This is a genomic window from Planococcus sp. S3-L1, from assembly GCF_030063085.1.
GTDB lineage: Bacteria > Bacillota > Bacilli > Bacillales_A > Planococcaceae > Planococcus > Planococcus kocurii.
This window is the reverse complement of record NZ_JASISN010000038.1, coordinates 1-7,724: the sequence shown is the minus strand read 5'-3', so window position 1 is coordinate 7,724 and position 7,724 is coordinate 1. Positions and strand designations below refer to the sequence as shown.

The window sequence follows — 7,724 nt, the reverse complement described above, 5'->3', positions numbered from 1 at the left end:
TTCTACAGATAAATTTTCCGCAAAGCAACAGCAAATTAAGAGGAATTAAAAAATACGTAAAGCAATAATACATAGAATAACCTGCACAAAAGCATTCTTTTAAACTCTGTTAGGGAGATTCGGAGGAATTACCTTACACCCTTTACGGGTGTTTTTTTTTGAGTAATTACTTAAAGAAGCGATTCCAAAACCCTTTTTTTGACTTTTCAGCTGGTTTCTTCACTTCTTCTTCAATGGCCACTTTTTCTAGCAATAAAGGTGTTTTGTTTTTTAGCGTGTCTTTAATAAAAAGGTTCTGATTCTCTAACTTTTGAATGAGTAAGGTGTTAAACTCTTCTTGTTTCACTAGTTTTTCATTCATATCATTTAACAAGTTTTTAAGTTTCGCTACATCTTCAGTAGTTGCTAATCCTGACACAGTAGGATTTCCAGTTGTGTCAACATGCTTAGGATCATTAATAGTCATGGGGAATTCTTGTCTAATAATTTCTAGTACACCTATAGTTTCGTATCCAGCATTATATAAGGTTTTGATTCTTAACAAAAGGTTGATGGCGGAAGCATCATATTTCTTCGCACGATTACCACCCTTGCTAATAAAATAGGGATGAAACTTCGTAATATATCTTCGTAAGCTGGGTTCAGCAATACCGGTTTTCTCTGCTAATTCAATCACACTAAACCATTCTTCCGTCATAATCATCACCTCTCTTCACTCATCTATCATCATATCATCATGATTAGAGTGCTTTAATACCAATGTTTATATTGATTTTATCTTATCACAAGACTTAAGAGAAGATTAATTAGAGGATATGAAAAATTTGATACAGTAATAATAAAGTAAATGTCAAAATTTATATTTTTTGTAATCATATTATGGAACTTAAGTAATAATTTAACGTCTAACAATGAATTAAAAAGAAAGGGTGTATAACCGTGTCTTTTAAAAAAGTAATTTTGCTAATCGGAGCATTTCTGTTATTTTTCTTTACTTCATTGATTAGTTGGTATGAGGGCGGTCAACTACGCGATGATTCCATAGAATGGAAATATACTGCGATTTTCTCTAATTGGATTAACGGAGAAATAACTACTTCTAGCGATATCTTGATAATTGATCACTTTGTCTATGCTGCAAAATATGAACCTTTGTATCCAATATTAATGACAATCTCATTTTTTTATGTAATTTTTCAACTTGCATTTTTAGTAATTAAAAAATCACGAAGGTTGCATAATACCTTTTTGGGACTGATAGCTGTTGGTTCATTCACTATATGTATACTGCTGCTGAATTCCCCAACTACGGGTTTCAAACTTTTCACTTTATTATTTGGTTTAATAAGTTTATTTTCTATCATAAAAATTTTAATTTTTGAAGTGAAAAAGAAGAAGTTATCAATAACTCAAGTAAATTAGTAATCATTTATGTTATCTAAAATAAAGAGCACCTCCTACATTATATTTCTCTAGAATATTTGGCATAAATTTTTTAAATCATACTAATTAGTTAATAATTTATCCACTCAGTAAAATCGGAAGGTGATATTGTGAAAAAAAAACATTTTTTTAATTTAGGACTGATTTTCCTTACCTTTGGGTTAGTTATTCCAACAGTATTTGCGAAAGATGGCGAAAGACGTGCCCAAAAAACAATCGAAGCGAATCAATACATTTTTGGCCTACCTAAAGCAGCAATGAAAATAGAAGAGAAGCCCTATCTTGTAATGTACGATAAAAACAAGCAACCGATCCAATCGTATTCTGAAGAACAGTTGAAAGAATTAATTACTGAAATGCATATTTACAAAGACTCGGAAGAAAGCCAAAATGGCGAGCCATATGCTGAAATTTTCGATGAGAACGGTCTGCTCTTGAATCTATCTGCGGACATTGAAAAAGAAGTGAAGGAATTATCTGTTGCCGGTGCTCACAACCTTTTTGTTTTTCGGCAAAGTTCATTTTCCAATCAACTCAGCATTGGCCAGGGAAAAATCTTTGATCAACCCAAAAGTTTAATCATTGAGCCTGTCGAGGAGATTGAAATATTAAACGTGAACTTGATTGATACTACTGGCGAAATAATCGGCTCATTAGAACTTAACAACTTCACTGAAAGCCTGAAAATCCCTTTAGATTTCTACACAGAGGACTCTCCTTACTCCATTCAACTGATTAATAAAAGTCAAAAAGAGTCGGTGGATTTAATAGGTGGAGTGGTTATTTACAATTAAAAATAAATCGTACAAATAATCAATACCATTCGAAATATCTTGAATCTAGAAAAGAAGCCCCATTGAAATCTTCAATGGGGCTTCTTTTCTAGATTCAAGATATTTCTTTCTTAATCGCTAAGTATAAAACAGTTTTGAAACTATTGAATCTGCCTCTCCTTCGAATGTAGATAGACATAATAAAGAAGGAAATAGAAAAAGCTCATTTGCCTAGTTCGTATGATACAAAAGCTGATAGCGCTAAAGAAACTACTGTTCAAAAGGTACTCAATCTCGGTATCTCTCGTTTTCCAAGACTTTTACTTACTATCTCTATTTCATCCATGGAGTTTAGGATATAAAAGGATGTTGTAAGCGACTTATGAATAAAATTGTTAGTTGGCATGATATGTGCCATTGCTCTATTTAACCTATTTCTGATGTTTTATCTTTAAACAAATTTAGAAACCCATTAAAATAAGGAATCGAATGTAACATAAGTGCAGTTAAGTTACATTCAAATTGCTATAAAAAATAAGGAGGAAGAAAATGAAAAACAGTTCATCATTAATTATTGGTCTTGCAATTATAATAGGATTTGCAATTTTAGGGTTTTCTTTAGTAACGGCATTAGGAGAAAAAGAATCCGAAGCAATTAGCACTAATGCTGAACATAGATATGAATTAATTCCTGCGAATGAAAATAATCTCATCATTTTTGATAAAGAATCAGGTCAGTATTGGAATAAATTTATATCAGTTGATGAAGGACCAACAACTTGGGAAAAAGGAGATTCTCCAATAAAAAATAATGAGTAGTAACTAATGATAATAAGATCAGCAAATACAATTTGAATGTAACTTATTGTGAATTAAGTTACATTCAAAACCCTGGTTCTATTGACTTCCAGAGAAAATCGAGCGAAACTAAAAATACTAGAAAAAATGATACATTCAGATCACTGATTTTACTGGGCTCGCTTTTCCTTGGCGGCGCTCTTTTTCTTTTCTTTAAATTCTCTTGAGTAGTTCGCTACATAGGACCTTCAGGAAACTTACAAAACGTTTAGCTACATAGGGGAGCAATCTGCTAAGGAGGATAGTAATGGAGACATTAAAATGGATTCAACAATGGTTTTTTGAACAATGTGACGGTGACTGGGAGCATGGATATGGAATTCAATTTGAAACATTAGATAATCCTGGGTGGAGCGTAAAAGTTAGTGTCGAGAATACCAATGTACAAGAGAAATTCTTTGAAAGTATAACTATTGAACGATCAGAAGATGACTGGATTCATTGTAAGACTGACTATGTTCAAGACCGAGGTGATTTTTGCTTTCTCGGTTACGGTGGTCCAGAAAATTTAGAAGAAATTTTAACTGTATTTAAAGAATGGGTCGAGGAATAAAAACATTTTTCGTCACAACTGAAAGGAGAATCGCATGAACAAGCAGCAAGAAATTAAAGATGTGCAGCCGATCCGATCGCTCGAGAAAATTGAGGACATGAAATGGAGCTTGAAGAAATGGTGCGGCGAACGGGATTACATTCTGTTTCTTCTCGGCATCAATTCGGGTCTGCGCGTCGGGGACCTGTTAAACATTAAAATGAGTGAGATTCAGGGCAAGAAAGTCGTGTCGCTTCGGGAAGGCAAGACCGGAAAACGCCGGACGATTCACCTCGGCAACATTTACGATGAGTTAAACGGCTATATTGGCACGTTAAAAGGGGCTGAATGGCTTTTTCCGAGCCGAAAAGGGCAAAACTCGATTACAAGGGTCCAAGCGTACAGACAGCTCAATAAAGCCGCACAGATGGTTGATATGCCGGATGGCATCGGCACGCATACCCTACGGAAAACATTTGGCTACTGGCATTATAAGCAGTTCCGGGACATTGCCGAGCTGCAGAACATCCTCAACCATGCGCATCCGCAGATTACCCTGCGCTACATCGGCATTACGGCGGAACAAATCGAAAGCAACCTGAAAACGTTTCGCTTATAAAACAAAATGCCGTCTATTTTTATCAGAAAGAAGGAGCCGTTTTTCTAAAAATGAAAAACAGCTCCTTTTATTTCGTTTTGGCTCGTAAGCGATTTTGGCAATTAGTTGGCGTCTGCCGCCAGAATAATGGTCGGATGATGGAGGGGATTATTCGGTTAAATGGGCCAGCTGCTAAACGTGAGAACGTTTCGCCATCGGCTTGCTTTTTGGTTTCGGGAACGAGCGATCAGCTGCGTGCCGGAAACCTTCTTTTTGGGGTTTTGGGGGGAGGGTCAAGGGAAAGCATTTCCCATGTGGGTTTGGGCAACGCCCAAGGTCTTTGGGGGATTGGGGGACTCCCCAACAAGCTGTAAATGGGTACCATTTACGAAGCTTGCCAACCCTCTATGATGCTGATATACTCGGAGCACACCAACGAGTAGGAAGCATCATTTCAATCACAGATTGAACAAGGAGGGGCGGTCTTTTTGGGAGAGAACAGGAAAGACAATCGACAGATTAAATTTCGGGTGAACGACTGCGAATTCCAGCAACTTGAGCAGATGGCTCAAGCTGCTGGAATGAGTGTGCCGACCTTCTGCAAGAAGCAGGCACAAGGGGCGAGAATGACGCCTCCCAAGATTGATCGGGAGGGCGCATTTGAGCTGGCTCGGCAATTGCGCGCGATTGGAAACAACGTCAATCAGTTGTCCAAGCGAGCCAATGAGGGGGCGGCGGTTCCGAAAGAGGAAGTGCAGCGCATAGAGAAGGAGTTGCATGCGTTATGGCAACAATTCAACTCGGCAATACAAAAGTAGCGACGAAACTAATCTCTTATGCCGAAAAAAGGGCACACGAAAAAGGCGGCGTGGATTGTCCGGCACAATATGCCAAGGCACAATTCAAAGCCACCAGAGAGCTCTGGGGCAAGACAGAAGGCATTCAAGCCCATCACGTGATTCAATCGTTTAAACCAGGTGAAGTGACGGCGAAACTGGCCAATGAAATTGGGCAGGACTTAGCCCGAAACATCGCCAAAGGGCATGAAGCCGTGGTGTATACGCATACCGATAAAGAACACATTCACAATCACATTGTCATTAATGCCGTCAGTTTCGAAAATGGCAGCAAGTATCAATCTTCTAAGAAGGACTTGTACAAAATTCGCGAACAAAGTGACCAGCTTTGTTTGGCAAAAGGCTTGTCGATCGTTAAAGAACCTACTGCCCAAATTCGCTATACCCTCGCAGAAAAAGCATTGCTAGAAAAAGGCAAAGACAGCTGGAAAGACGAGATTCGCGAAAGCATCGACAGCATCAAAGGCCAAGCGAATAGCCTGCCGGATCTCGCCCATCAGTTAAAAGCGCAGTTTGGCATTGAAACCAAAATCACCCCCAAAAACATCAGCTTCAAGCACCCCGATTTCGAACGGTTTGTCCGGGGAACAAAACTAGGCTTAGCTTACGAAAAGGAGACGTTGACGCATGAGTTTGAAAGACAAATTGAACGAGGTCAAGAGCGAGGAAGCGCGAGTCTATCAGACGCAGCCTCTGCCGAACTCGAACGAACTGGAAAAACTGATGAAGGAAACGAACGAACTCAACACCCTGATGAAAAGCTACATTCGGGTTCACATGGACAAGGACGGGACCAGTCAAATGACACTGGACAACGAACTGGCCAAAATCACGAAAGTCAGCCAGGACGTGCAGAAACAGATGATTTCAATTTTGAAAGCGCTCGAGAGCACGCAGCGCGATTACGGGAATCAGCTTCTGCAGCACTTGGAGACTGGCAAGAGCGAGATGGCAGCAAACAACAAAACGACCGTCCAGAAAATGAGCGAGATCGAGGGCATGTTAAACAACAGCATGAACCAACTGAATCGCACCATGACCGAGAACATGAAAGACCTCGAGAAAAAGAGCGCGACCTTGGTCCAGAACGTTAGAAGAGGCGCGTTGCTCAACTACTGGGCAGACGTCGCCAAATACGGCTTAGGAACGGCTGTGTTCGTTGTTCCGGTCTACCTTGGGGTTAAGTTCCTTTTTTCGCTTATGGGCGTAGAAATGCCTTAAAACCGAGTTTGATTCCGTTTGCATGTCGAACAAAGACGTGCAAACGGAATTTTTTTGTTTACTTGGTCAACTTGAAGCTTTTCATCGCTTATCCGCGATCTTCTAACCAGTTGTAGAAAGGAGCTTTTGGTACTGTTGGCGGCTGAACAATTGGTTTTGGAACCATTACGTACCGCTGATTCATCATTCCTTCGCTGAAAACAGCCACAATATTGCGGATTTCCACGCCATTTATCATATTTATCGCCATTTTATTGAGTAATTTTAACGCCTGGATCACTTTTTTTGCGTCACAGTCCATTCCAACCCGTAAAGCAATCGTTCCAGCAACGGTTTTAATGGACTCAGGGAAAGGAAATGTCATAATTCGATCAAATAGCATAAGTTGGTATTCGTTTGCGTCATAAGTTTGCAATTTCTTCCGCATTTCATCGCGGTTTTGACTTGAATCTTGAACATCCTTTTCAATGACCGCTTGTATAATATCTTTTTCTTGTAGTGAATTAAAAGAGTTAATATGGTTAGAACTCGTTTTTTGCCCTTCTAAGCTTACAGTCTCAACGCTTTCAGCGTTTTGAAGAGGTGCAACTAGAGGTGCAGAAGGAGGTGCAATTGGAGGTGTTTCAGGCAGTGAATCCAGGAAAAAGACCTCTTTGAGAATTTGATTGAAATTCGGGTGTTCTTTGTACACAAAAATGTATTTCCCTGCTTTGCCATCTGCCAGTCTGCCTACAATCAGTTGATCGGTTTCTTTAATCGAAGCCACGGCACTTTTTACGGTTCGCGTGGAACAACCGACCTTTTCAGCCAATTTTTCAGCCCCAATTTTACAAATGCCCATGCCACTCAATAAATAAATGATTTCATCCAACACCTGTTTTCGTTTATTCGGAAATAAGTGGCTAAAACTTTTGCCCATCTCAAAAACTTTCTCTTCAATCGTGGAGAGAATGGTTTCTTTGCGAATCTTATTACAATAGCTGCCTTGGAAATAACGCTGTACATCTTGGTTATACGCCGTTAAAAGTGTCATTGAGATTTCTCCTTTTCAGGAACAGAAAAAGACACCGTTTCCCAATAAACATAAGGGGAAACAGTGTCTTTTTTACTCAAATCAGCTAAAAAGAAGTTGGAGTAAATAATATTCCTTGAAACTTACTGCATTACCTCGTAAAATAAGAGGTACGAAACAGGAAGTGACAAAGAACTTCGACAAGTGTTTTCCTACCTAGTATAGGGAGACGGTTACAGGGTGCGACCAACACCACTGTGACAGTTGAGGTTCTTTTTCCGTTCATATTCTAATTACTGACAATTCTACAGATAAATTTTCCGCAAAGCAACAGCAAATTAAGAGGAATTAAAAAATACGTAAAGCAATAATACATAGAATAACCTGCACAAAAGCATTCTTTTAAACTCTGTTAGGGAGATTCGGAGGA

At 39.1% G+C, this 7,724-nt stretch carries 10 protein-coding genes; 8 read left to right on the top strand and 2 right to left on the bottom strand.

Features of this window, described 5'->3' with window-relative positions; translation table 11 throughout:
- Positions 1-166 precede the first annotated feature (166 nt).
- Entirely contained in the window at positions 167-697 is a 531-nt protein-coding gene (locus QMF37_RS18000) for a MerR family transcriptional regulator (protein ID WP_283479110.1), read from the bottom strand.
- A gap of 242 nt (positions 698-939) precedes the next feature.
- On the opposite strand from QMF37_RS18000, the gene QMF37_RS17995 reads away from it, so the two are divergent.
- The 8 genes from QMF37_RS17995 to QMF37_RS17960 all read left to right on the top strand — a co-directional run bounded on the left by QMF37_RS17995 (position 940) and on the right by QMF37_RS17960 (position 6,282).
- A complete protein-coding gene (locus QMF37_RS17995) occupies positions 940-1,422 on the top strand; it encodes a DUF4306 domain-containing protein (protein ID WP_283479109.1) in 483 nt (160 codons plus the stop codon).
- A gap of 131 nt (positions 1,423-1,553) precedes the next feature.
- Positions 1,554-2,237, top strand: coding sequence for a hypothetical protein (locus QMF37_RS17990; RefSeq protein ID WP_283479108.1), 684 nt, complete (start codon positions 1,554-1,556; stop codon positions 2,235-2,237).
- A gap of 528 nt (positions 2,238-2,765) precedes the next feature.
- Positions 2,766-3,035 carry a hypothetical protein gene (locus QMF37_RS17985; RefSeq protein WP_283479107.1) on the top strand — a complete coding sequence of 90 codons (270 nt, stop codon included), beginning with the start codon at positions 2,766-2,768 and terminating at the stop codon, positions 3,033-3,035.
- Between the two features lie 286 nt (positions 3,036-3,321).
- Positions 3,322-3,627 (top strand): immunity 53 family protein, encoded by a 306-nt coding sequence (locus QMF37_RS17980; protein ID WP_283479106.1) that lies wholly within the window; start codon positions 3,322-3,324, stop codon positions 3,625-3,627.
- A 34-nt stretch (positions 3,628-3,661) separates the two neighbouring features.
- Positions 3,662-4,225: a tyrosine-type recombinase/integrase gene (locus QMF37_RS17975; protein WP_283479104.1), complete on the top strand. Its 564-nt coding sequence runs from the start codon at positions 3,662-3,664 to the stop codon at positions 4,223-4,225.
- Positions 4,226-4,692: 467 nt separating this feature from the next.
- A complete protein-coding gene (locus tag QMF37_RS17970; protein WP_283479103.1) occupies positions 4,693-5,022 on the top strand; it encodes a plasmid mobilization protein in 330 nt (109 codons plus the stop codon).
- The gene (locus QMF37_RS17965; RefSeq protein WP_283479101.1) at positions 4,989-6,155 is read left to right on the top strand and encodes a relaxase/mobilization nuclease domain-containing protein; all 1,167 of its coding nucleotides are present in this window, start codon (positions 4,989-4,991) and stop codon (positions 6,153-6,155) included. The genes QMF37_RS17970 and QMF37_RS17965 overlap by 34 nt, the downstream gene beginning before the upstream one ends.
- Positions 6,139-6,282: a hypothetical protein gene (locus QMF37_RS17960; RefSeq protein ID WP_283479100.1), complete on the top strand. Its 144-nt coding sequence runs from the start codon at positions 6,139-6,141 to the stop codon at positions 6,280-6,282. Before QMF37_RS17965 ends, QMF37_RS17960 begins: the two co-directional genes overlap by 17 nt.
- An 88-nt stretch (positions 6,283-6,370) precedes the next feature.
- On the opposite strand, the gene QMF37_RS17955 is transcribed toward QMF37_RS17960, so the two are convergent.
- A complete protein-coding gene (locus QMF37_RS17955; RefSeq protein ID WP_283479099.1) occupies positions 6,371-7,315 on the bottom strand; it encodes a cytosolic protein in 945 nt (314 codons plus the stop codon).
- Positions 7,316-7,724 lie beyond the last annotated feature (409 nt).

Coding starts and splice junctions, on each gene's coding strand:
- QMF37_RS17980 (WP_283479106.1), top strand. CDS start 3,322: ATGGAGACATTAAAATGGATTCAACAATGGTTTTTTGAACAATGTGAC.
- QMF37_RS17965 (WP_283479101.1), top strand. CDS start 4,989: ATGGCAACAATTCAACTCGGCAATACAAAAGTAGCGACGAAACTAATC.
- QMF37_RS18000 (WP_283479110.1), bottom strand. CDS start 697: ATGACGGAAGAATGGTTTAGTGTGATTGAATTAGCAGAGAAAACCGGT.
- QMF37_RS17955 (WP_283479099.1), bottom strand. CDS start 7,315: ATGACACTTTTAACGGCGTATAACCAAGATGTACAGCGTTATTTCCAA.
- QMF37_RS17985 (WP_283479107.1), top strand. CDS start 2,766: ATGAAAAACAGTTCATCATTAATTATTGGTCTTGCAATTATAATAGGA.
- QMF37_RS17975 (WP_283479104.1), top strand. CDS start 3,662: ATGAACAAGCAGCAAGAAATTAAAGATGTGCAGCCGATCCGATCGCTC.